General features: G+C 68.7%; 19 protein-coding genes and 2 pseudogenes. 10 read left to right on the plus strand and 11 right to left on the minus strand.

Annotated features, from left to right (window positions below; all coding sequences use genetic code 11):
- Positions 1-35: 35 nt before the first annotated feature.
- From DN412_RS12500 to DN412_RS12525, 6 genes are read right to left on the minus strand one after another with little or no spacing between them, the layout of a single operon-like run.
- Entirely contained in the window at positions 36-1,100 is a 1,065-nt protein-coding gene (locus DN412_RS12500) for an ABC transporter ATP-binding protein (RefSeq protein ID WP_208647603.1), read from the minus strand.
- The gene (locus DN412_RS12505) at positions 1,097-2,107 is read right to left on the minus strand and encodes an ABC transporter ATP-binding protein (RefSeq protein WP_115015756.1); all 1,011 of its coding nucleotides are present in this window, start codon (positions 2,105-2,107) and stop codon (positions 1,097-1,099) included. The genes DN412_RS12500 and DN412_RS12505 overlap by 4 nt, the downstream gene beginning before the upstream one ends.
- Positions 2,104-3,051, minus strand: coding sequence for an ABC transporter permease (locus DN412_RS12510; RefSeq protein ID WP_115015759.1), 948 nt, complete (start codon positions 3,049-3,051; stop codon positions 2,104-2,106). Before DN412_RS12510 ends, DN412_RS12505 begins: the two co-directional genes overlap by 4 nt.
- Complete coding sequence (locus tag DN412_RS12515) at positions 3,048-4,055, minus strand: ABC transporter permease (protein ID WP_115016005.1); 1,008 nt, start codon at positions 4,053-4,055, stop codon at positions 3,048-3,050. The genes DN412_RS12510 and DN412_RS12515 overlap by 4 nt, the downstream gene beginning before the upstream one ends.
- On the minus strand, positions 4,052-5,500 hold the full coding sequence (locus DN412_RS12520; protein ID WP_115016001.1) for an NAD(P)-binding domain-containing protein: 1,449 nt from the start codon (positions 5,498-5,500) through the stop codon (positions 4,052-4,054). Before DN412_RS12520 ends, DN412_RS12515 begins: the two co-directional genes overlap by 4 nt.
- Complete coding sequence (locus tag DN412_RS12525; protein ID WP_115015763.1) at positions 5,493-6,503, minus strand: LysR family transcriptional regulator; 1,011 nt, start codon at positions 6,501-6,503, stop codon at positions 5,493-5,495. The genes DN412_RS12520 and DN412_RS12525 overlap by 8 nt, the downstream gene beginning before the upstream one ends.
- Positions 6,504-6,717: 214 nt before the next feature.
- Here DN412_RS12525 and DN412_RS12530 point away from each other — a divergent pair, with 214 nt between their 5' ends.
- Positions 6,718-8,199: a glycine betaine ABC transporter substrate-binding protein gene (locus DN412_RS12530; RefSeq protein ID WP_115015767.1), complete on the plus strand. Its 1,482-nt coding sequence runs from the start codon at positions 6,718-6,720 to the stop codon at positions 8,197-8,199.
- Here the strand turns inward: DN412_RS12530 and DN412_RS12535 are convergent.
- Positions 8,196-9,614 carry an aminotransferase-like domain-containing protein gene (locus DN412_RS12535; RefSeq protein WP_115015771.1) on the minus strand — a complete coding sequence of 473 codons (1,419 nt, stop codon included), beginning with the start codon at positions 9,612-9,614 and terminating at the stop codon, positions 8,196-8,198. The two genes, DN412_RS12530 and DN412_RS12535, sit on opposite strands and share 4 nt — an antisense overlap.
- Before the next feature lie 154 nt (positions 9,615-9,768).
- Here DN412_RS12535 and DN412_RS12540 point away from each other — a divergent pair, with 154 nt between their 5' ends.
- Genes DN412_RS12540 through DN412_RS12550 form a run of 3 tightly spaced genes read left to right on the plus strand, consistent with a single transcriptional unit; the run spans position 9,769 to position 13,143 of the window.
- Positions 9,769-9,954, plus strand: a complete 186-nt coding sequence (locus DN412_RS12540) for a DUF2970 domain-containing protein (protein ID WP_010811552.1) — start codon at positions 9,769-9,771, stop codon at positions 9,952-9,954.
- Positions 9,955-9,959: 5 nt separating this feature from the next.
- Positions 9,960-11,291: a cytochrome c gene (locus tag DN412_RS12545; RefSeq protein WP_115015775.1), complete on the plus strand. Its 1,332-nt coding sequence runs from the start codon at positions 9,960-9,962 to the stop codon at positions 11,289-11,291.
- Positions 11,292-11,298: 7 nt separating this feature from the next.
- Entirely contained in the window at positions 11,299-13,143 is a 1,845-nt protein-coding gene (locus DN412_RS12550) for an NAD(P)-binding protein (protein WP_115015779.1), read from the plus strand.
- Between the two features lie 861 nt (positions 13,144-14,004).
- Here the strand turns inward: DN412_RS12550 and DN412_RS12555 are convergent.
- Positions 14,005-14,907, minus strand: coding sequence for an acyltransferase (locus DN412_RS12555; RefSeq protein ID WP_115015782.1), 903 nt, complete (start codon positions 14,905-14,907; stop codon positions 14,005-14,007).
- 258 nt (positions 14,908-15,165) lie between these two features.
- Positions 15,166-16,121, minus strand: a pseudogene (locus tag DN412_RS12560) (SphA family protein).
- 127 nt (positions 16,122-16,248) lie between these two features.
- On the opposite strand from DN412_RS12560, the pseudogene DN412_RS12565 reads away from it, so the two are divergent.
- From DN412_RS12565 to aspT, 6 genes and pseudogenes are all read left to right on the plus strand, one after another.
- Positions 16,249-16,461 (plus strand): annotated as a pseudogene (locus DN412_RS12565) (haloacid dehalogenase-like hydrolase); the annotation flags it as partial.
- Between the two features lie 85 nt (positions 16,462-16,546).
- Entirely contained in the window at positions 16,547-17,584 is a 1,038-nt protein-coding gene (locus DN412_RS12570; RefSeq protein ID WP_115015785.1) for a vWA domain-containing protein, read from the plus strand.
- Positions 17,584-19,236: a VWA domain-containing protein gene (locus DN412_RS12575; RefSeq protein WP_115015789.1), complete on the plus strand. Its 1,653-nt coding sequence runs from the start codon at positions 17,584-17,586 to the stop codon at positions 19,234-19,236. Before DN412_RS12570 ends, DN412_RS12575 begins: the two co-directional genes overlap by 1 nt.
- Positions 19,233-20,036 carry a BatD family protein gene (locus DN412_RS44510; RefSeq protein WP_244222643.1) on the plus strand — a complete coding sequence of 268 codons (804 nt, stop codon included), beginning with the start codon at positions 19,233-19,235 and terminating at the stop codon, positions 20,034-20,036. Before DN412_RS12575 ends, DN412_RS44510 begins: the two co-directional genes overlap by 4 nt.
- Positions 19,979-20,602 carry a BatD family protein gene (locus DN412_RS44515; protein ID WP_244222644.1) on the plus strand — a complete coding sequence of 208 codons (624 nt, stop codon included), beginning with the start codon at positions 19,979-19,981 and terminating at the stop codon, positions 20,600-20,602. The genes DN412_RS44510 and DN412_RS44515 overlap by 58 nt, the downstream gene beginning before the upstream one ends.
- A 44-nt stretch (positions 20,603-20,646) precedes the next feature.
- The gene (gene aspT / locus DN412_RS12585; RefSeq protein ID WP_115015792.1) at positions 20,647-22,344 is read left to right on the plus strand and encodes an aspartate-alanine antiporter; all 1,698 of its coding nucleotides are present in this window, start codon (positions 20,647-20,649) and stop codon (positions 22,342-22,344) included.
- Here the strand turns inward: aspT and DN412_RS12590 are convergent.
- Complete coding sequence (locus DN412_RS12590) at positions 22,337-22,909, minus strand: ankyrin repeat domain-containing protein (RefSeq protein WP_115015795.1); 573 nt, start codon at positions 22,907-22,909, stop codon at positions 22,337-22,339. The genes aspT and DN412_RS12590 overlap by 8 nt on opposite strands.
- A 90-nt stretch (positions 22,910-22,999) precedes the next feature.
- Positions 23,000-23,200, minus strand: a complete 201-nt coding sequence (locus tag DN412_RS12595; protein ID WP_115015798.1) for a hypothetical protein — start codon at positions 23,198-23,200, stop codon at positions 23,000-23,002.
- Between the last annotated feature and the right edge of the window lie 102 nt (positions 23,201-23,302).

Genomic DNA, 23,302 nt, shown 5'->3' on the forward strand with positions numbered 1-23,302 from the left:
CGGTTTCTGGAACGAACGGGGCGATACGGTGAGCGTCAGCCTTCATTGAGATGGCAGGCGCTCAGATGGTTGACGGCGATGCCGCGCAACCTGGGCGGCTCCACCGCGCAGCGCGCCATGGCATGCGGGCAGCGCGGGTGGAAATGGCAGCCGGCCGGCGGTGCCAGCGGGCTGGGGATCTCGCCGCGGATGGCGGTGAAAGCCTTATGGCGTGCGTCCAGGCGCGGGATTTCGGCCAGCAGCGCCTGCGTGTACGGGTGGTTGGGGCGACGGAAGATCTCCGTGGTCGGCGCGCTTTCCACCACGCGGCCCAGGTACATGATCATCACGCGGTCAGAGATATGTTCGACCACGCCCAGGTCGTGGCTGATGAACAGGTAGCTCAGGCCCAGTTGCTCGCGCAGGTCCATGAACAGGTTCAGCACCTGGGCCTGGATCGACACGTCCAGTGCTGCCACGGCCTCGTCGCACACCAGCAACTCGGGCTGCACCGCCAGCGCGCGGGCAATGCCGATGCGCTGGCGCTGGCCGCCGCTGAACTGGTGGGGGTAGCGCTGGCGCAGCCTCGGGTCCAGTCCGGCGCGCTGCAGTTGCGCGCTGACGTAGTCGTCGAAGCCGACCGCATCGACCAGCCCTTGCAGCCGTGCGCCCTCGCCGACGATGCGGTCCACGCGCAGGCGTGGGTTCAGGCTGGCGTAGGGGTCCTGGAACACCATCTGGATCTTCAGGCGCAGCGCCTGGCGCCCGGCGCGGTCCAGGCTGGCGGGGCTGCGGCCGTCGATGTGAATCTCGCCGGAGGACGGGTCGAGCAGGCCCGCGATCATGCGCCCCAGGGTGGACTTGCCACAGCCCGATTCGCCCACCAGCCCGAGCACTTCGCCGTGCTTCAGGTCCAGGTCGACGCCGTCCACGGCGTGGGTGACGCCCGCGGGCTCGGACCAGCCCAGGCGTTCCAGCGCCTGGCCGATGCGTCCCGGCTTGCGCTCGCCGAAGCGCTTGGCCAGCGCGCGGGCCGACACCAGCGGCGGCTTGCCGTCTGCTGCTGCCGGCACAGTTTGCGCGTGGCCCGCGTGGGTGCGATGCAGTTCGCTGACGGTCATGCCGGCTCCATGCTGACGGCCAGCTGGCCGGGGTGGAAGCAGCGCACCTGGCGCAGCGGCGCGGGCGTGCTGATGGCCGGCGCTGCGCCGCACACGGCGCTGGCGCACGGGCAGCGCGCGGCAAAGGCGCAGCCGGGCGGCAGCGCGGCCAGGTCGGGTGTCATGCCGGGAATCTGCCGCAGCCGCTGGCCGCGCTGGTTCAGGCTCGGCAGGCTCGCGATCAGTCCGGCGGTGTAAGGGTGCAGCGGGCGGTCGAGCACGTCGTCCACCGGGCCTTGCTCGACGATGCGGCCGGCGTACATCACCGCGACCTCGTCGGCCAGGCCCGCCACCACGGACAGGTCGTGCGTGATCCAGATCAGCGCAGTGCCGTGCTGGCGTGCCAGCGTCTGCACTTCCGAGAGGATCTGGGCCTGGATGGTGACATCCAGCGCCGTGGTGGGCTCGTCGGCGATGATCAGGTCGGGCCGGTGCAGCATGGCGGTGGCAATCGCCACGCGCTGGCGCATGCCGCCGGAAAGCTGGTGCGGGTAGGCCAGCAGCCGTTCGTCCGGACTCGGGATGCCCATCATGCCCAGCGTGTCGCGGGCCAGTTCGCGCGCTTGCTTGTGAGTGGCCTTGCTGTGCGCGCGCACCGCCTCGATCATCTGCGCGTCGATCCGCATCACCGGATTCAGCGTCATCATCGGATCCTGGAAGATCATGGCGATGCGGTTGCCCTGCAGCTGGCGCAGCTCGGCCGGGTGCATGCGGGTCAGCTCGCGGCCCTGGAACAGGATCTCGCCGCCGGCGATATGGCCGGGCGCGTCCACCAGCCCCATGATCGAGAAGCCGGTGACCGACTTGCCCGAGCCGGATTCGCCCACCAGCCCCAGGATGCGGCCGCGCGGCACGGCAAACGAGACATCGTCCACCGCCCGCAGCACGCCGTTGCGGGTGTCGAAGTGGGTGCGCAGCTGGCGCACTTCCAGCGTCGGGATATCGGTTAGCGTGGCGGGCGCGCTCATTTCTGCAGCCTCGGGTTGAGGACGTCGCGCAGGCGGTCGCCCACCAGGTTGATGGCCACCACGGTCAGCAGCAGCGCGATGCCCGGGAAAAAGCTGATCCAGTATTCGTCGGACAGCATGAACTGGTAGCCATTGGCGATCAGCAGGCCGAGCGAGGGCTCGGTCACCGGCACGCCCAGGCCGAGAAAGGACAGCGTGGCCTCCAGCGTGATCGCGCGCGCCACCTGCAGCGAGCCGATCACGATCAGCGGCGGCATGCAGTTGGGCAGGATGTGCCCGACCACGATGCGCCAGTGCGCGATGCCCTGGCCGCGCGCGGCCTCGACGTATTCGCGCCGGCTCTCCACCAGGGCCTGGGCGCGTGCCGTGCGGGCGTAGTAGGCCCACTCCAGGATCACCAGCGTCAGCACCACGTTGCCGACGCCCTTGCCGAGGAAGGCCAGGATCATCATCGCCACCAGGATGGACGGGAAGGACAGGAGCAGGTCCACGGTGCGCATGATCAGGCTGTCCACGCGCCCACCGGCATACGCCGCAATCAGTCCCAGCAGCGTGCCGAGCACGCCGGCGATCGCCGCCGAGCCGACGCCCACCAGCAGGCTGATGCGCAGGCCATAGATGATGCCGGACAGGATGTCGCGGCCCTGGCCGTCGGTGCCCAGCCAGTAGCTGTAGGTGCCGGCACCGTTGGCGGTGGCGGGCGCCAGGCGCGCGTCCAGCACGTCCAGCTGCAGCAAGTCGTAGGGGTTCTGCGGCGTGATCCATGGCGCCAGCAGCGCGGTGAGCACCAGCAGCGCCAGCACCACCAGCCCGAACACGGCGGTGCGCGAGGCGAGGAAGTCGGCCGCCACGCGGCGCCACGGCGCTTCGCGCCGCAACGCTGGCGCCGGGGGCGTCGCGAAATCTTCGGCCGGCACCGCGCTTGTCTTGTCGCTGGCGTTCATGCCGCCCCCTCCAGCCGCACGCGCGGATCGAGCACTTTGTAGAGCACGTCGACGATCAGGTTCAGCGTGACGAACAGGCATACCACGACCACCAGGTAGGACACGATCACCGGCCGGTCGAGCGCGTTGATGCTGTCCAGGATCAGCTTGCCGGCGCCGGGCCAGGCGAAGATGTTCTCAGTCACTACCGCGAACGCGATGGTGGAGCCGAACTCCAGGCCCAGCACCGTCACCAGCGGGATCATGGTGTTGCGCAGCACATGGCCGAGCACCACGCGCAGCGGCGACAGGCCCTTGGCGCGCGCAAACCTGACCCAGTCCTGCGGCAGGACCTCGCGGACGCCGGCGCGCGTCAGGCGCAGCACCAGCGAGACCTTGAACAAGGACAGGTTGATGGCCGGCAGGATCATATGGCGCAGCCCGTCGGCGGTGAGCCAGGACCACGGCACGCCCAGCCATTCCGCGGTGGCGCCGCGCCCGCCCGAAGGCAGCCAGCCCAGCCGCACGCTGAACGCCATGATCAGCATCAGGCCGACCCAGAAGGTGGGCAGCGAGAAGCCGACGATGCTGCCGGTCATCAGCACGCGCGACAGCGGGTGCTCGGGATACAGCCCGGCGAACAGCCCGAGCGGCACGCCCACCAGCACGGCCAGCAGCAGGGCCGCCACCGCCAGCTCCAGTGTGGCCGGCAGCCGTTGCAGGATCAGCTGGATCGCCGGCACGTTGTAGACAAAGCTGTTGCCCAGGTTGCCGTGCAGCGCGCCGTTCAGGAAGCCCAGGTACTGGCGCCACAGCGGCTGGTCCAGTCCGAGCGCGGCGATGATGCGCGCGCGGTCGACCTGGTCAACGTCCTGGCCGATCAGGATGTCGACCGGATTGCCGATGGCATGCAGGCCGGCGAAGACGATCACCGTCATCACCAGCACCACCACGGCCGCCTGCAGCAGGCGGCGCAGCAGCCAGCGCCAGGGCCAGCGGGTGAGGGCGGTTCTTATCGCCCTCATGGCGCCGGCGTCCATTCGTCGCCGAACACTTCGGGCTCGGCGTAGGCTTCCAGGTTGGCGTAGTGGATTTCCACGTCCTCCTGGTACAGCAGCCCGGCGATGCCCTGGCCCAGCCGGCGCGCGCCGTCGCTGATGGCCGGGATGTCACCCGACACCGTGCCGTGCGACAGCGCGGCCGGATAGCAGAAGCAGTGGATGCGCGACAGGCCGGGGCAGGCGCCGGGCGTCTTCTCGATAAACTCGAAGGCAGGGCCCAGGTCGGGCGAATCGGCCAGCTCCTGGTCTTCCTGGCCGGGGCGGGGCGTGTAGCGGTCGCGCCAGTAGCGGATTTGCGGAGCGAAGGCGGCGAACTCGGGCCGGGTATCCAGGGCGATGCGGAAGCCGGTGGAGAAGATCAGGAAGTCCAGCTCGAACACGCCCTTGGGCGTGTGCACGCGCAGGCCGTCGCCATGTGGCTCGATCGCTTCGATCGGGCAGCCCAGGTGGAAGCGCGCATTGGCATGGCGCGAGACCCGCAGGGTGCTGCCGCGCGGCGGCGGCACCTGCTGCGCATTGATGTAATGGCGGATGCGCCATTTCCATTCATCGGACAGCATCGGGTGGCCGTGGACCAGGCCGGGATTGCCCGCGCCCTTGCCCTTGTTGACGCGCGGGATGTCGGCGCGGCGGATCAGCATTTCCACGCTGGCGGCGCCGGCTTCCAGCGCGGTCGCCGCGCTGTCCATGGCCGACGCGCCCGCGCCGACCACGCCCACGCGCTTGCCGCGCAGCGCGGTGTAGTCCATCTCGTCGGAAGAGTGCGCCCACAGGTGGCGCGGCAGCTTGCTCGCCACCGCCGGCAGGTAGGCGCCGCCCAGGCCGTCGCGGCCGGTGGCCAGCACCACGCGGCGCGCCAGCACGGTCTGCGGGCCGTCAGGGGTTTTCATCGACAGCGCCACCAGTCCGTCGGCGCGCGGCACGATCTGCTCGACACAATGCTCGTTGCGGATGTCCAGCGCCAGCACCTGGCGGTACCAGCGCAAGTAGTCCATCCATTGCAGGCGCGGGATCTTGTCCAGTGCCTCCCAGGCGGCCGCGCCGAACTGTGCCTCGAACCAGGCGCGGAAGGTCAGCGCCGGCAGGCCCAGCGCGGGGCCGGTCAGCTGCTTGGGCGAACGCAGCGTTTCCATGCGCGCGGTGGTGGCCCACGGGCCTTCGAAGCCGGCCGGGGAACGGTCGAAGGCGCGCACGCGGATGCCCAGGTGCGTCAGCGTGGCGCTGGCTGCCAGCCCGGCCATGCCGCCGCCGATGACAGCGACGTCCAGGACTTCCCGGCCGTCCTGGGTGCGCGAGACGGTCCATGCCTTGGCGGGCAGTTCCAGCCAGGACAGGTCCTGGCGCACGCGCGCTTCCAGCGCGGCGAGGCCGGCGGCAGGGGTAGGGGCGGAGGCGGATAGGTCAGTCATGGCTTGGAAGTCCGGCATCTTGTGAGAGCGTGTCAGCATCGTCGCTGGCATCGCCATAGAGCGACTGCAGCAGCGCGCCGTGTTCGGCGGGCTCGCGCCGCACCAGGTCGGGCAACAGTCCGGCGGCGGCGTCGGCCACGGCCTGCACCAGCCCCAGCACAGCCGTGCTGGCGGGGCGGGCCTGCGGCGTGATCACGCCGAAGAAAAAGGGAATATCGGCATCGATGGGCCGCACGGCGATATCGGTCAGCGGCAGCCCGCGCGCGGTCACGGGTTCCAGCACGGCGATGCCCAGCCCCGCGCGCACCAGCGTGAGCGCGCTGATCGAGGTATTGGTGTCGATCACGGCGGCCTCCGGCACGCCGGCGCCGGCCAGTGCCCGGTCGACGCGGCGGCGCAGCCGGTACGGGTTCTGCATGGTGATGAGGCGGCGCCCGCGGCAGTCCTGCAGGGCGATGGCAGGCTGCGCCGCCAGCGGATCGTCGGCACGCACCGCCGCCACGCAGGCGGACTGGCCGATCCAGTGCACGGTCACGCCGCGGTGTTCCAGCGGCAGGCTGTTCAGGCCGATATCGGCAGCGCCGGTCAGCACCGCGTGCACGACTTGTTCCGGCGACAGGTTCTGCACCGACACCCGCTCCGGTGCGCACAGCCCGCGTTCGAAGGCCAGCGCCAGCGCCGGCGGCAGCAGGCCTGCTGCCAGCGCCGGGGTCGCGGCGATGCGCAGGGGCCGGCCATCGCCGCGCGCCAGGGCCGCGGCACGCGTGCGGATCTGCTGCATGCCGGCCAGGGTCTGCTCGACCTCGTCATAGAGCAGGAAGCCTTGCTCGGTGGGGCTGACGCGCGGGCCGCTACGGGTGAACAGGGCAAAGCCCAGTTCGGCCTCCAGCTCCTGGATCAGCCGCGTAATGGCTGGCTGCGAGCGGCCGAGCAGCCGCCCGGCAGCGGTGACGCTGCCCGTGGTGACCACCGCGGCGAAGGCTTCCAACTGCCGGATTTCCATGGGGGGCGCATTTGGAAAGAATGTGTAATCTGCATTCTGATGCCTTCATCATGCAAATGACAAATACTATTTCTGGATAAGAACATGCGCCAGCTATGATGTAGCGATGCCGGGCGCACACCGGCCCACCATCGGGACAGACGTTTTGGCTTGGATCCGTGGCAGTCGGGAGATCGGACGAACAGGGTGCCGGCCGTGGCATGTCCTGGTTTGGGTGCTGGCTGCTGCACTTGCGGGTGCCGTGCCGGCACGCGCGGCAGATCCGCTGCGCGTGGGTTCCAAGCGCTTCACCGAGTCGTACATCCTTGGCGAGTTGCTGACCCAGGCAGCGGGGCCGCCGGGTACCGCGCAACACCAGCCAGGCCTTGGCAATACCGCCATCGTCTTCGAGGCGCTGAAGGCCGGCAGCATCGACCTCTATCCCGACTACACCGGCACGCTCGCCGCAGAGATCCTCAAGCTGCCCCCAGGAGCCGGCCTCGATGCCATCCAGCGGGCGCTGGCACCGATGGGGCTGGGCGCGGCGATTCCGCTTGGCTTCGAGAACACCTATGCGCTGGCAGTGTCCGATGCCCGCGCCGGCGAACTACGCCGGCTGAGCGATCTTGCCGCGCAGCCGCAGTTCAGGCTCGGCCTGTCCCACGAGTTCCTGGGGCGCGCGGACGGCTGGCCGGGGCTGGCCAGCCGCTACGGGCTGCCGCAACGCCCGGTCGGGCTTGACCACGGCGTTGCCTACGAGGCCTTGGCGGCCGGGCAGGTCGATGCCATCGACATCTATTCCACCGACGCCAAGATCCGCAAGTACAAGCTGCGCGTGCTGGAGGACGACCGGCATTACTTCCCGCGCTATGACGCGATGGTGGTTTACCGCCTTGATGTTCCACAGCGCTTCCCGCAGGCCTGGCAGGCATTGCAGCGGTTGGCAGGGCGCGTCAACGCCGACGACATGATCGCCATGAATGCGGCGGCGGAGATCGAGGGCCAGTCATTCGACGCGATTGCGCGCGCCTTCCTTGCCGGTACAGCAGGGCAAGAGACCGCGCCTGATGGTGCCAAACCGCGCGGCCGGCTGGCTGCCGCGCTGTTCGGGCCCGACACCGCGCGCCTGGCGCGGCGCCATGTCGGCCTGGTAGCCGGCGCGGTCGGTGCGGCGACGCTGGTGGGCGTGCCGCTCGGGATGCTGGCGGCGCGGCGGCGCCGTACCGGGCAGGCCGTGCTGGGCGTGGTCAGCGTGCTGCAGACGGTGCCGTCGCTGGCCCTGCTGGCGATGCTGATCCCGCTGCTGGGCCGCATCGGCGTCTGGCCGGCGATGGTGGCGCTGTTTCTCTATGCCTTGCTGCCGATCGTGCGCAACACCGCCACCGGGCTGGAGCAGGTGCCGCAGGGCATGCGCGACGCGGCGCGGGCGCTCGGGCTGCGTGGTGGCCAGGTAATGCGCTACGTGGAGCTGCCGCTGGCCCTGCCGGTGCTGCTGGCGGGCGTCAAGACCGCGGCCATCATCAGCGTCGGCACGGCGACCATCGCGGCCTTTGTCGGGGCGGGGGGCTTTGGCGAGCGCATTGCCACCGGGCTGGCGCTCAACGACACCGCGCTGCTGCTGGCTGGTGCGATTCCCGCGGCCGTGCTGGCACTGGTGGTGCAGGTTGTGTTCGAGGCGCTGGAGTGGGCGCTGCGCCGCCGTCGAGAAGCGCGTTAGCCACCTTGCTGCTGCGCGATGAGCCGGCCGAGGGTGGCGACGGCGGCCTCGGCCTCGTCGCTCCACAAGTGCCCGTAGTTGAGCCGGATGCAGTTGCGGTATCCCTGCCGCGCCGAGAATATCGGCCCCGGCGCAATGCCGATGCCTGCCTCCAGGGCGACATGGTGCAATGCCAGGGCATCGAAGCCGGGTGCAAACTCGACCCACAGGAAATAACCGCCGTCCGGGCGCGACACGCGCACATCTTCCGGGAAGTGCTGGCCGATGGCGTCGATCATGCGGCCCTGCTGCATCTCCAGCACATGGCGCAGCTTGCGCAGGTGCTTGTCGTAACCGCCGTGCTGCAGGTATTCGGCCAGCGCCACCTGCGTGGGCACGCCCGCCGACAGCGTGGTCATCAGCTTGAGCCGCTGGATGGCCTCGCCAAAGCGGCCCGGCGCCACCCAGCCGATGCGGAAGCCCGGCGCCAGCGTCTTCGAGAACGAGCTGCAATGCATCACCAGCCCCTGCGTGTCGAAGGCCTTGGCCGGCAGCGGGCAGCGGTTGCCGAAATAGAGCTCGCCATAGACATCGTCCTCGATCAGCGGCACCTGGTGGCGCGCCAGCAAGGCCACCAGCGCTTTCTTCTTGTCCTCCGACATGCTGGCGCCGAGCGGATTCTGGAACTGCGTCATGAACCAGCACGCCTTGACCGGGTGGCGCGACAGCGCGGCGTCGAGCGCGCCCAGGTCGATGCCTTCGGCGGGGTCGACCGGGATCTCCACGGCCTTGAGCCGCAGCCGCTCCAATGCTTGCAGCGAAGCATAGAAGCCGGGCGATTCGATCGCGACCACGTCGCCTGGCTGCGTCACCGCCATCAGGCACAGGTTCAGCGCTTCGAGCGCGCCGTTGGTGACGATCAGGTCCTCAGCCGGCTGCGGCGCGCCCGCGCCCAGGTAGCGCAACGCGATCTGGCGGCGCAGCGCGGTATTGCCCGGCGGCAGGTCATTGACCGAGTACCACGGGTCGAGCGCGCGGCCGGCGCGCGCCAGCGACTTGCCCAGCCGCTCCCACGGGAACAGCTCGGGCGAAGGGAAGGCGGAGCCAAACTGCACCAGTTCGCGGTCACGCGCGCCTTCCAGCACGGCGAAGACCAGCTTGGAGATGTCGACCTGCGTCGACACCTGGCGCGACGGCCGCGCCTGCGGCTGGGGCAGCTCGCGCCGCGCGGGTCCCGCCACATAGTAGCCGGAGCGCTCGCGTGCCCGCACCAGCCCGCGCTCTTCCAGCCGGTAATAGGCCTGGAAGGCGGTGGAAGGGCTGACGCCATACTGGGCCACGGTCTTGCGGATGGACGGCAGGCGCGTGCCCGGCGGCAGGCTGCCGTTGCGGATATCGGCGGCCAGGGTCTCGGCGAGGGCTTCGTACCGTTTCATCGGAGGGCGGTGGGGGGGCGGCAGGGATGAAAAGATTATCGCCCGTTGGCGTCAAACTGATACGTAAATTTTCCTGTTATCTGATGCTGTTATGGCTGGCGCGGACGGTTCATAATTGGTATTCGTATACAAAGGCGTTGTGCAAGGAGATGCCATGAACCCATTGAGGCTGTTGCGGACCGTGCTGTGGGGCTTCTTTGGCCTGCGCCAGGGGCAGGAGCACCAGCGCGACCTGGATACCCTGCGCCCGGTGCCGCTGATCCTGACCGGCGTAGCGGTGGCCGCCGGGCTGGTGGTCTGCCTGGTGCTGGCGGCGAACTGGGCCGTTTCCGCCGCCTGACTCCCATGCTTCTTTTGCCCAACGGTCTTGGTGTCGCCACATCCCGCGCGCTGCGCAAGCTGGCCAGCCTGACGCTGGCCGTGCTGCTGCCGGCAGGCGTGGCGCTGGCCGCCACCGCATCCGACACGCAACAGATCGAACGCGGCCGCTACCTGGCGCGCATCGCCAATTGCGCCGCCTGCCATACCAGCGAAGGCGGCAAGCCGTTTGCCGGCGGGCTGCCGATCCGCACGGCGGTCGGCACGATCCATTCGACCAATATCACGCCCGATGCAAGTAGCGGCATCGGTGCCTATTCGCTGTCAGAGTTCGACCGCGCAGTGCGGCACGGCGTGGCGCGCGACGGCAAGCGGATCTATCCGGCGATGCCGTATCCGTCGTATGCGCGTATGCGCACCGAGGACGTGGCGGCGCTGTATGCCTACCTGCGCGCCGAGGTGGCGCCGGTTACGCAGCGCAATCCCGCGCCGCAGATGCGTTGGCCGTTCAGCATGCGCAGCCTGCTGGCCGTGTGGAATGTCCTGTTTCTCGACGACGACCCCGTCCGCACCGACGCAGCCCGCGGCGCGGCCTGGAACCGCGGCGCTTACCTGGTGCAGGCCGTGGCGCACTGCGGCGCCTGCCATACGCCGCGCGGCAGCCTGTACGCAGAGAAGGGGCTGGACGAGCGCAGCCGCCATTTCCTGGCCGGGGCGAGCGTGGAGGGCTGGTCCGCCACCAACCTGACCGGCGACCAGCTCACCGGCCTGGGCGCGTGGTCGCGCGCGGATATCGCCGAGTTCCTGCGCACCGGGCGCAACGGGCACGCGACTTCGTTCGGGCCGATGTCCACGGTAATCTCCACTGCCACCCAGTACATGAACGCCGCTGACCTGGATGCGGTGGCCGCCTACCTGAAATCCCTGCCGGGCGCGCGCGGCGAGGACAAGCCCTTCCGGCACGATCCCGCCACCGCGCAGCAACTGCGGCAAGGCCGCTTCGACCTGCCCGGCGCACGGCAGTACGCGGTCTTCTGCATGCCTTGCCATGGCGCCGACGGCAAGGGCTTTGCCCGCGTGTTCCCGCCGCTGGCCGGCAACCCGACGGTGGCCGATCCCGACCCCGCCTCGCTGGTCAACCTGCTGCTCGACGGTGCCGTGACGGCGCGCGTCGGCACCGCGCCGGCGGATTACCACATGCCCGGCTACGGCTGGACGCTGGACGACCAGGAGCTGGCCAACGTGCTGACCTTTATCCGCGGCAGCTGGGGCAACCGCGCCGCGCCGGTGCAAGAGGCCGACGTGGCCGCGCGGCGCAAGGCGCTGGCCGCCCAGCGCCGCACCGATGCCGAACGATGAGCCCCCGATGACGATCACGCGCAGAGACTTCCTCAATGGCACCGCCCTGACCATCGCCGCAGGGCTTGCGCCGGTACAACTGCTGCACGCGCAGCAGGCCAGGACTGGTGCAACGTACCCGCCGGCCCTGACCGGGCTGCGCGGCAACCATCCCGGCACCTACACGCTGGCGCACAGCCTGGCGCGCGAGGGCGCGAAATATCCCGTGGTGCTGGCACACGAGGCCTTCGACCTGGTCGTAGTCGGCGGTGGCCTCAGCGGGCTGGCGGCGGCGTGGTTCTACCGGCGCCGCTTCGGTGCCAACCGCCGCATCCTGATCCTGGACAACCACGACGACTTCGGCGGCCATGCCAAGCGCAATGAGTTCACGGTGCGCGGCCAGCGGCTGGTGACCTATGGCGGCAGCGCCGAGATGCCGGCAAGCGCTGCCAGCGACGCTGCGGTGCGCGAGCTGCTGGCAGGGATCGGGCTCGACGCCACGCGCCCGCCTGGCACGGCGCCGGCGGATCCTTATGCCGCGCTCGGCATGGGCCGCGCCGTGTTCTTCGATGCCGAGCATTTCGGGCGCGACCAATGGGTCGCGGGCGATCCGTTCGGCGAGTTGATCGATGCCCGCAGCGGGCAGCAGGCCGGTGGCCCGGATGCGGCGGCCCTGTCGCGCTTCCTGGACAGCACGCCTTTGCCTGCGGCGGACCGCGCCGCGCTGGCGCGGCTGGCCGCCGGCACCACCGACTACCTGCCGGCGCTGTCCGGTGCCGAGCGTGCGGCGGCGCTGCGCGCCATGCGTTACGCCAGCTTCCTGCGTGACAAGGCCGGCATCGGCCTGGCCGGGCAACGCTTCCTGCGCAGCCGCAGCAACGATGCCTATGCGCTGGATGCCGATGGGATCTCCGTTGCCGACGCCATTGCCATCGGCCTGCCTGCCGGGGCCAACATGCCTGCACCGGCGGGAAACCCGCGGCTTGGCAAGTCGCCGGCTTCGCGCCTGTGGTTTCCGGATGGCAATGCCTCGCTGGCACGGCTGCTGGTGCAGAGCCTGATCCCGGGCGTGGCGTCGATCGCCCGGCCGGCCGATGTGGTGTCGGCCACGTTCGACTACAGCCGCCTGGACCGCGACGGGCAGCCGGTGCGCCTGCGCCTGAACAGCACCGCGATCGCGGTCGAGCCCGACGGCAATATCACGCGCGTGACCTATGGCTTCAGCGGCAACCTGCATCGTGTCGAGGCGCGCCACGTGGTGCTGGCTGGCTACAACATGATGATCCCGTACCTGCTGCCTTCGCTGCCGGCGCAGCAGAAGGAGGTGCTGCACAACGAGGCCAAGGCGCCGCTGGTCTACACCAAGGTGGCGCTGGACCACTGGCAGGCCTTCGCCGCGCTGCGCACGCGCCGCATCCACGCGCCGGCCATGGCCTATACCGACCTGTGGCTGGAACCGCCGGCGGGCAGGCAGCCCTCCGATCCCGCCGTGCTGCATATGCTCTATGTGCCGACCGTGCCGGATAGCGGCATGCCGGCGCGCGACCGCTTTCGCGCGGGCCGTGCCTTGCTGCTGGGGACGCCCTTCGATACGCTGGAGCGCGACATCCGCGCGCAGCTCGACCGCATGCTCGGGCACAAGGGGTTTGCTTCGAAGGACGTGATCCGCGGGATCACCGTTAACCGCTGGGCGCACGGCTACAGCTATATGCCTGACAGCCTGGCGGGTGAAAACGTGGCGCCCGATGTGGCGTGGCCGGGGCTGCCCGGTGTGGGGAATATCAGCATCGCCAACAGCGACAATGCGGGCAGCCCGTCGCTGGCCGCGGCGGTGGGGCAGGGGAAGGGGGCGGTTGAACGGTTGTTGGCGTAGGGGGTGGGGTTGCTTGCTTGTTGGCTTGGTTATGTAGGTCGGGTTTGATGTTGTCGTAGGTTTAAACGCTTGGTTCCGCCCTGCTGGGCGGGTCACTTTTTGTCCGAGCGACAAAAAGTAACCAAAAAACGCGCCGCCTCCGGCGGCTGGCCATCCATTTCACGGCGTCGGTGGTTCAAACGGCGGTGCTTGTGGCCGTTCGACCCAGCTACGCTCCCTGTCCGGTGCCTGCGTCCACGGACTATTGGACGAACCCGACTTTAGGCTATTGGCAGCCTGCTAACGAGGTCATCGGTAGGACGCCTACGGCTGCGCTGCGCGCACTCAGTATCGTAGGTCGGGTGCTCGGGCACGGAGTGCGTCGCTGCGCTCACACGGCGCGGTCGGGATGCCGGGCCAAAGGCGCAAATCAGGACGTGGTCGTTCGTTCTGCCACGTTAGGGCCGGCGCGAAGCGCAGCCGAAGGCGTCCCTCCGCCGCGGTGCTTAGCAGGCTGCCAACGGCCTAAAGTCGGGTTCGTCCAATAGTCCGTTGATGTGGGCACAGACAGGGTGCGTAGCAGGCCCGAACGGCCAACCACGCCAAACGGCAAGCACCGCCGCCCGAACCACCAACACCACCAAATTGATGGCCAGCCGCCTGAAGCGACGCGTTTTTTGGTTACTTTTTGTCGCTCGGACAAAAAGTGACCCGCCCAGCAGGGCGGAACCAGGCGGTTAATCCTACGACAACATGGAACCCGACCTACATAACCAAGCCAACGAGCAAGCAGCCCCGCCGGCTAAAGCCGGCGAAACAGCCCACGCCCGCCAAGCACCACAACCTCCCGCATGGCGGAAAGCCAAACAAGCCCCCAAACCTTCACCCCAACCGCCCCGACACCAACGCATCGATCTCCGCATCCTTGTCCTCCCACTGGCGCGCCAGCCAGTTGTGGAATTCCCTGCGGAAGGCCTTGTCGCTGCCGTAATCAGCCTCGCAGAAGGCCGGCGGCACCGGCAGTTGCCGCATGCGTACCAGCACCGGACCCGCGCGCCCGCAGGCCAGATCCCAGAAGCCCGGCGCGCCTTCCGGGTACACGATGGTGACATCGATCAGCGAGCGGAATTTGTTGCCCATCGCATTCAGCGCCACCGCCAGTCCGCCGGCCTTGGGCTTGAGCAGGTGACGGTACGGTGAGTCCTGGGCCGCGCGCTTGGCCTCGGTAAAACGGGTGCCTTCGGCAAACACCATCACGCTGGTCGGCACCAGCGAAAACTTCGCGCAGGCGCGCTTCGCCGTTTCCTGGTCCTGGCGCCGCAATGCCGGATTGCGCCGCAGTTGCGCCTTGCCATGGCGCTTCATGAACGGAAAGTCCAGCGCCCACCACGCCAGCCCGATCACCGGCACATAGATCAGCTGTTGCTTCAGGAAAAACTTCAGCAGCGGGATGCGCCGGTTCAGCGAGCGCTGCAGCACGAAGATATCCGCCCACGACTGGTGGTTGCAGTTCACCAGGTACCAGTCGGCATAGCGCAGCCCCTCATGGCCCTGGACATCCCACGGCTCGCGCTGGATCCACGCGAACCAGCCGGTGTTGTTAGCAATCCAGGCGGTGGCGATGCCGTTGAGCAGCGGATCGATGCGCCGCCTGACGGCGGCAAACGGCAGCGCCAGCTTCAGCAGCGCCAGCGGAAACAGCAGCGCGCACCAGAACAGCGTGCTGGCGATCAGCAGCGTCCAGCTGAGAATCCCGGTCACCCAGGCAAAGCGGCCACGCGGCACCGGAGCCCGGCGGCGGCGAGACAAGGGGGTGGGTTCCCCGGGTGTTGAGGCCGTTGAGGGCGTTGAGGGCGTTGAGGCACTCGTGCCGGTGGCACGTGTTGACGAGGAGGGGGCTGAGGTCATGGATGCCAGTCTGCAGGCTTGCAAGGGTTGTGGGCTTGCGCGTGATCAACGCAGGCACTATTGGGTGCGTACTTTAACTCGCCCGATGGGGAGCGTGGGACGCATTCTGCCTTGCCGCCTGGGAACTTGCAGGACTCAGAACACGACGGTCGCCGTCCCCATGAACGTGTTCGTGCTCTTCAGGCGGTTCTTGCTGGATACGGTAGGCACCCAACGCAGGCCAAGCGACAGCAGGCTCTTGGCGCCGATCTTGGTGTCATAGGTGACGATCGGGCCCACCGCCCAGTCATGGCCACGGAAGCCGTTCAGGCGGTCGGCCAGCGGGCCGCTGTCATCGCCGAGCTGCTGCGTCGTGCCCGCGATCAGCCCGAGGCCGGCGCCGTTGGAAAAGCGCTTGAGGGCATGGTGTCGAGCGTGAACAGCGGCGCGTTCTGGTAATCGGTGGCGTTGTTGCCGGTGTAGAACTGGATCCCGGCCACGGCATCGAACTCAAGCCCGTGCTCGGGAAACAGCTTGGTGTAGGCCACCTGCGGAATAAAGGTCCAGTTGTTCAGGCTGGGGTTGGCCAGGGCGTTGGGATCGTACTTGCCGGTCGGCGCCCACACGTTCAGGCTCAGGGCCACGTGCTCGGTCTTTGAGAAATGGTAGCCCGCGATAATCGGCGCGAAGGTAATGTCGAACAGGTTCGACGCGGTGTCCTGCGTGCTGCTGACGCGACCGCCGGCGCTGACGTTGGCCGTGACCTTGGTCCAGACATAGGGCAGCGTGAAGCTGGAGGCAAAGTTCCAGGCGCCGGGGCCGGTGTCCCAGACCTTCATCACGGTTGCCAGCGTGAACGCCACCTTGCCGTCCACCCCGGCGGATGCCTTGCCCGCGATGGGCACACTGCGGCTGCCGCCGATCGAGCCATCGAGGTAGACCTCGCCGACGTTCACGATAAGCGTCGGTTCAGGCGACACAATCCCCACATTGGGAAGCACACTGGTGCCGGTCACGGGGCGCCCCAGGGCGCCTTCGGTCGCGTGAGCGCCCGAGCAGGCAACGAGGAGGGGCGCAGCAATGGCCAGCCGGTTTGCGATGGTCTTTGACATAGTCATGGAACGTGAAATGCAAGGCCGGCCTGGCGCTTTGCCGGAATGCCGACCGGAGGCGCATGCCTGCCCGTGCCTGCTACGGGGAAATCAAACGGTGAAGTACTACCTCACCCTCATATTTACGCGGCTGGAATTGCTGTCCTACCTGCGCGCCAACGGCTTCAAGACCTACATCGTCTCCGGCAGCACCATCGAGTTCATGCGGCCATGGAGCCAGGCCATCTACGGCGTTCCGCCCGAGCAGGTGATCGGCTCCTCGCAGGCCGTGCGCTACCAAGTGCGCGGCGGCAAGCCGGTGCTGGTGCGCGATCCCAAGCTGGACTTCATGGATGACGGCCGCGACGACGCGGTGCTGGCGCAATGGCCCGAGAGCCAGGTACAGGCCGTGGCCGGCGCATGCCGGCGCTGGATTGCGGAGCACCATGTACCAGTTTGAATACCCCTGGCTCTTCGTCCTGCTGCCGCTGCCGTTGCTGCTGTGGTGGTGGCTGCCGCCGTACCGCGAGGAAAGCCCGTCGGTGCGCTTGCCGTTCTTTGGCGAGGTGGCCAGTGCCGCCGGCCTGATCCCGGCCACGGGTGCCGTGGTGCCGCGACGCAACCGGCTGCAATGGGTGCTGGCGCCGCTGGCGTGGGTGCTGGTGGTGACGGCGCTGGCGCGGCCGCAGTTCCTGGAAGCGCCGATCCAGAAGGTGCAGCCGGCGCGCGACCTGCTGATCGTGCTGGATTTGTCGCAGTCAATGGACACGCGCGATTTCCGTGATCCGTCCGGCGTGCTGATCGCGCGCGTGCAGGCGGTGCGGCAGGTGGTGAGCGGCTTCGTGGCCAAGCGTCCCGGCGACCGCATCGGCCTGATCGTATTCGGCGATGCGCCGTATCCGCTGGCGCCGTTCACGCTGGACCACCAGCTGGTGCAGACGCTGATCACCGGCCTGCTGCCGGGCATGGCCGGGCCGAGCACGGCGCTGGGCGACGCCATCGGGCTCGGCATCAAGATGTTCGAACACAGCGAAGCGTCGGAGAAGGTGCTGATCGTGCTGACCGACGGCAATGACACCGCGAGCCGGATGCCGCCTGAGCGCGCCGGGGGTATCGCCAAGGAGCGCAAGGTAGTGGTGCATACCATCGGCATCGGCGATCCCAATGCGTCGGGCGAGGAGAAGGTCGATCTCGGCGTGCTGCAGCGGCTGGCCACGCAGACCGGCGGGCGCTACTTCTTCGGCGCCGACCAGGCCGGGCTGAAGACCATCTACGCGACGCTGGACAAGATCACGCCGCATAACGAGAAGACGCTGTCATGGCGGCCGCGGCGCGAGTTGTTCATGTGGCCGCTGGGCGCAGCGCTGGCGCTGGTGCTGGTGTACCAGTTGCTGATGTTCGGCTACTCGGCGTGGTTGTCGCGCCCGCGCCATTCGGCTGAAGGGGCCGACGATATGGCGCATGCCAGCGGGGAGGGGCGTTGATGCAGACGCTGCTCGATGCGCTGATTCACTTCCATTTCCTGCGCCCGTGGTGGCTGCTGGTGCTGGTGCCGGCCGCGCTGCTGGTATGGGCGGTGCAGCGCCGCGGCGACGTGCGGCGGCGCTGGCGGCAGACCATTGCGCCGCACCTGCTCGATGCGCTCATGATCGGCGAACGCCGCCGCGTCGCATTGCGCCCGGTGCACCTGACCGCGTTGCTGCTGGCGCTTGGCGCCATTGCGCTGGCGGGGCCAAGCTGGCGGCAGGAGCGCCCGCCGTTCCTCGATGACAAGGCGCCGCTGGCGATTGCCGTGGACCTGTCGCGCACCATGGACGCGGTGGACGTCACGCCGACGCGGCTGGAGCGCGCCAAGCTCAAGATCAAGGCGCTGCTGGCGCGCCGCGACGGCGGCCGCACGGCCATCTATGCCTATGCCGGCTCGACCCACCTGGTGCTGCCGCTGACGGACGACACCAACCTGCTGCAGACCTTTGTCGATGCGCTGCAGACTCGCATCATGCCGGTGCCCGGGCGCGACATGGCGCAGGCATTGCGCACCATCGACGCCGACCTGGCGCATGAGCCGGTGCCCGGCACTATCCTGTTCCTGGCCGACGGCGTCGACCCCGCCGCCGCCAGGGCTTTCCGCGCGCAGGCGGACAGCGGCCGCAGCCAGCCGGTGGTGCTGGCCATCGGCACGGAGCAGGGCGGGCCGCTGCGTCATGTCGAGGGTGCCGAGGGCGGCTTTGTCGAGCAGGACGGGGCACGCGTATTCGCGCGGCTGGATGTGGCGGCGTTCAGGCGCTTCGGCGACGACAGCGGCGTACCGGTCGCCACCTTCACGCCCGGCAGCGACGACGTGGCGTGGGTACAGCGCCATGTGCAGTCGCATCTGGAACAGATGCAGGCCGGCGACCGCACGCGCTGGAAGGATGAAGGCTGGTGGCTGGTGCTGCCGATCACGCTGCTGGCCATGCTGTGGTTCCGCAAGGGCTGGACCGTGCGCTGGACCGCCGGCCTGCTGCTGGCGCTTGCGCTCGCCGCGCCGCAGCCGGGCTTGCGCGCGCAGCAGGCCGATGCAGCGCGGCCGTGGCGTTTTGCGGACCTCTGGCTGACCCATGACCAGCAAGGCCGCCGCGCCTTTGGGCAGGGCGACTTTGCGCGCGCCGCAACGCTGTTCGACGATGCGATGTGGCGCGGCATCGCCCAGTATCGCGCTGGCCAGTATGCGCAGGCGGTGCAGAGCTTTGCCCTGGTCGATTCGCCGCAGGCTGACTACAACCAGGGCAATGCGCTGGCACGCCAGGGCCAGTACCAGAAGGCTGCCGCGGGCTACCACCAGGCGCTCAGGCGTCAGCCGCAATGGCCGGCCGCCACGGCCAACCTGGCGCTGATGGAAAAGCTGCTGGCGCAGCAGAAGCCAAAGGACAAGCAGAATCCCGACGACCAGGAAGAGCCTCCCGACGTGCCCCCGGACGAGATCAAGTACGACGCCGCGAAGCCGCCGGAGCAGGGCGGCCAGTCCATGCATACCGGCCTGACGCAGGACGCCGAGATGTGGATGCGCGCGATCCAGACCACGCCGACCGACCTGCTGCAGCGCAAGTTCGCGCTGCAGCGCGGGCAGGCCTCGCCGCAGCAGGGGCAGCGATGAGCGGCCGCGCCGTGTGGTGTCGCGCGTGGCGGCGGCACCTTGCGCCGCTGGTTGTGCTGATGGCGGCGTTACTGCTGCCCTTGCTGGCGCGTGCCGCCGCCGGGCCCATCGTGCGCGTGGAAGTGGGCGCTAAGCAGCCGGTGCTGGTGGGCCAGCAGGTCAGCATCGAAGTCACCATCCTGGCGCCCAACTTCTTCCTTTCGGCGCCAGCGTTCCCGGTGCTGCAGGTGCCGGGCGCCATCGTCACCATGCCCGACGAGCGCGCGCTGAATTCAACCGAAACCATCGACGGCGTTGCCTACGCGGGTATTCGCAAGACTTACGCCTTCACCGCCGAGCAGGATGGCGATTTCCGGCTGCCGCAAGCGACCATCCGCTTTACCTATGCAGGCGATGACGGCGCGCCACGCGAAGGCCGCGTCACCTTGCCCGCCACACCGATCCGGGCCGGCGCCGGCGGCACGGTGACACCGGGCGGCACCGTGGGGCGGCCATTGCTGCCGGTGGCACGGCTCACCGTGACGCAGGCGCTGGACCATGCCGCCGACGATGGCGCGGTACGGCTGCACGTGGGCGATGCGCTGGTGCGCACCGTCACCACCTTTGCGCCGCAGACCCAGGCGATGATGATCCATCCTCCGCACGCCGCGGGGCCGCGGGGCCGCGCGGCGTGCGCGTGTTCAACGCCGATCCGCGTCTGTCTGATCATGCCCAGGCCGCTCCGGGACCGGGCGGCACGCGCGTGGACACCATCACCTATGTCTTCGAACGGACCGGCACCTACACGCTGCCCGCGGTGACAGTGGACTGGGTCGACCCGGCCACGCGCAAGCCGGCCAGGTCCGAAGCACCCGCGGTCAAGGTCGTGGTGGCTGCCGCGCGCACGGCCGGTGCGCTGGCGCCGGGCGGACGATCGGCCGGCGCGCTGCCGGGCGAGGGCGGCCTGCCATGGCGGTCTTTGCTGTGGGGGGCGGGGGCGCTGCTGGCCGTGCTGGCAGCCGGGCTGTTGTGTTGGCGGCTGAGGCCGCTGCTGGCGCGGCTGCGGCAACGGCGGGCCGAACGCCGGCGCGCCCGGGCCGAGGGTGCCGACGCGCGGCTGGCGGCAACGCTGCAGGCCTGCCAGGCGCTGGGCGCCTGGACCCGCGTCGCCCACGGCACCACGCCTGCGGCGTGGGCTCAGGCCGTTGGCGATGCCGGGCTGGCCGATGCCGTGACTGGCCTGCAACGCCACCTCTATGGTGCGATGCCCGCCCAGACCGCCTGGGATGGCAAAGCGCTGGCGCAGGCCCTGCAGCGGTACGCCCGAACGGCACCAGCGCACCCGCACCGGCAGGCCGTGCCGGCGCTGCCTGCGCTCAATCCCTGATCGGCCACTGACAATCCGCTCCCCGCAAACAAATTATTCGCCCCATGAAATGTTCCGTTGACCTGTTTGCCGCCAACCCGCTGATGGTGCTGTTCATCACCGTGGGCCTTGGCTACTTCGTCGGCAAGGCGCGCGTCGGTCCGATCCAGCTGGGGGGCGTGTGCGGCACGCTGATCGTCGCGCTGTTCATGGGGCAGACCGGTTGCCAGATGCATGGCGAACTCAAGGACATGGCCTTTGCCTTGTTTATCTTCGCCATGGGCTATTCCGGCGGGCCGCAGTTCTTTGCCAACCTGAATCGCTCAAGCCTGCGCTTTATGGCCTTGCCTGTCGTGGAGGCCTTCGTCGTGCTGGCCATCGCGATCGGCGCGGCCGCGTATCTTGGCTTCGATCCCGGCACCGCCGCCGGCCTGGCCGCCGGGGCGGCGACGGAATCCGCGGTGGTCGGCACCGCCGCCGAAGCGTTGAAGCACCTGGGCCTGGACGCCGCCACCGTGAGCCGCTACGAGGCCAATATCGCCACGGCCTATACGCTGACTTACCTGGTCGGCCTGATCAGCATTGTGTTCTTCACCAGCCAGATCGCCCCGGCCCTGCTCGGCATCGACCTGCGCAAGGCCGCCAGGGAAGTCGCGGCGAAGATGGATGCCGCGTCCGACGACGACGTTGCCACCCAACCCGCGCCGCCGCGCCTGATCGGGCGCGCGTACTCCGTGCACCAGGCCGCCGGCATGACGGTAGGCGAACTCCAGCACCAGGTGGGCGGCCGGGCCTCCGTCGTCAAGGCACTGCGGGCCGGCGCCGCCATCGACCTGGGCGACGACGACACCGTGCAGGCCGGCGATATCCTCGCCATGGTGGGCATCCGCAGCAACCTGCTGAAGGCTGCCTCCCTGATCGGGCCGGAAGTGCTGCTGCCCGATACCCACACGGATGCCATCCAGCTGTTCGAGAAGCAGGTGATCGTGAACAAGCCCAGGGTCAACGGCAAGACCATTGACGAATTGTCCCGGCTGGCCGGCGCGCGCCGCCTGAGCGAAGTCTGGATCCTGCAGGTGCGGCGCTCGGGCATGTCGCTGCCGATCACGCGTTCCACGCCGCTGCAGCATGGCGATGTGGTGACCATTGTCGGCCTGGAGCCGTCGCTGTCCGAAGCCATCGCGGGCATCGGCGTGGAAGCGAAGGCAACGGAGGTCACCGATCTGGTCTTCCTGTGCGTGGGCATCCTGGCGGGCTTGCTGGTGGGCACGCTCACGCTGCACCTTGGCGGCATGAATATCTCGCGCGGCAGCGGCGGCGGGGCGCTGCTTAGCGGGCTGGTGTTCGGGTGGATCAATTCGAGAAGGCCGTCGCTTGGCACCTTCCCGAGGTCGGCCGTCCAGATCCTGAAGGATCTCGGCCTGGCGGTGTTTGTCGCCTGCGTCGGCCTGTCCGCCGGACCGGATGCGATCTCGCTGATCCGTGAGCACGGGGCCGTGCTGCCGCTGATCGGGCTGGCTGTGTCCCTGGGACCGGCGCGCCTGTCCCTGTGGATCGGGCACAAGTTTCTCAAGATCGAAGGCCCGCTGCTGGTCGGCGCGATCGCCGGGCAGCACGTGAGCACCCCGGCGATCAGCGCCATCCTCGCGGCCAGCCAGAGTTCGGTGCCGTTGCTTGGCTACACGATCACTTATGCGATTGCCAACGTGCTGCTGCCGGTGCTGGGGCCGATCATCATTTCGCTGGCGCACAAGTTCACTTAGTGTCCTGGCGCTGGCCGCCATGCGCGGCGAGCAGCCGCGCAATATCGGACAGTCCCATGGCTTCGGCCATCTCGCGCGGGGTCTCGCAGTCGTCGATGCGCGTCCGGCAAGCCGCATCCGCCCCCGCCGCAAGCAACAGCGCCACCGCGGGCAGATTGCGCATGCTCACCGCCATATGCAGCGCGGTGTAGTCGTTAACGCCGCGCTGCGCGGGATCGGCGCCGAAATCCAGCAGCAGCCGGATCAGCTCGGCCACGTCCGATCGCGCGCTGCCGCCGGGCGGGGCGAGCGTGCATGACAGCGCGGCAATCAGCGGCGGAAAGCCCGCGTGATCCGCCGGCCGGGGATCGGCGCCGGCTTCGAGCAGGGTACGGACAAAGGGCAGCGGGCTATGGTAGATCGCGTATTCCAGGCAGGCGCCAATCCCTGGCGGCATGGGCCCGTTGGGAATGCAGGCCGGGTCGTCCACCGCGGCTCGCAGGGCGTCAATGTCGCCGGCGCGGAAGGCGGCATGGATTCTTTCAAATTGCCGGTACGCCTCGCAGCGCTCCTTGTCTGGCCTCATGGTGGATCCTGACAAGGCTAGTGGCCTTCAGGCAAGGGGTGAATGTCATGCAGGGTGAATGCGCCTGGGAAGCGGCGCTGAGTCAAGGAGTCAACGCCCCCTGGCAATGGCGCTGAGAATGCTGCTGCCTCGGGTCGTAATGCTGGGACGCCAATGTCCGGGATCATAGTCTTCCAGCTCAACCAGGTCTTGCTCGATGAGCGCATGCACAGCCGCACGGTCCAGGTCCTTGATGTTGGGCGTTGCTTCGTCGATCAACATGAGTGTGGCCACTTCATGAGGCGTTAGCATGGCTGTCTCCCGGGTAGGCTGGCTGGGGCTGGATTCCTGGGCAATCTTCCGTTTCTCGCGCGAACATTCATTCAATGACGTGAATGGCAAGTCGTCAAGGCA

Origin of the sequence: Cupriavidus lacunae (assembly GCF_003353055.1) — a bacterium.
GTDB lineage: Bacteria > Pseudomonadota > Gammaproteobacteria > Burkholderiales > Burkholderiaceae > Cupriavidus > Cupriavidus lacunae.